The organism is Salinicola socius (assembly GCF_001937195.1).
GTDB classification, from domain to species: Bacteria; Pseudomonadota; Gammaproteobacteria; order Pseudomonadales; family Halomonadaceae; genus Salinicola; species Salinicola socius.
In genome coordinates this window covers 1-416 of sequence record NZ_MSDO01000147.1, presented here as the reverse complement: position 1 = coordinate 416, position 416 = coordinate 1, and the positions used below count along the sequence as shown (strand labels likewise).

Genomic DNA, 416 nt, shown 5'->3' with positions numbered 1-416 from the left:
CCGGTGCTGCCGGTATCGGCGCGGGCCACCGGGGCGTCGTTGGTGCCGGTCACCTTTCCGGTCAGCGTCGAGGTGGCGGTGCCGCCCTGGCCGTCGCTGACGGTGTAGCTGATCTGCGTCTTGTCGGTCTGACCCGCGGCCAGGCGATCGAACGCCGTGCCCGGATTGAAGCTGTAGGAGCCGTCCGCGTTCAGCGTGAAGGTCCCGCCGTTGGAGCCGGTGATGGCCTGCCCCACGCTACCTGTTACGCCGTTGACCGCGCTGACGCTCAGCGTGCCGCCATCGACATCGCTGTCGTTGGCCAGCACGCCCTGGGCCGCGGCGATATTGAGAGTAGCGTTCTCGCCGGTGCTGCCGGTATCGGCGCGGGCCACCGGCGCATCATTGGTGCCGGTCACGGTGATGGTGACGGTCTT

At 68.8% G+C, this 416-nt stretch carries 1 protein-coding gene; it reads right to left on the bottom strand.

The window, feature by feature from the left end:
- Positions 1 to 416, bottom strand: a 416-nt coding sequence (locus BTW07_RS19300) for an Ig-like domain-containing protein (RefSeq protein ID WP_167369313.1), incomplete at both ends; no start/stop codon positions are given.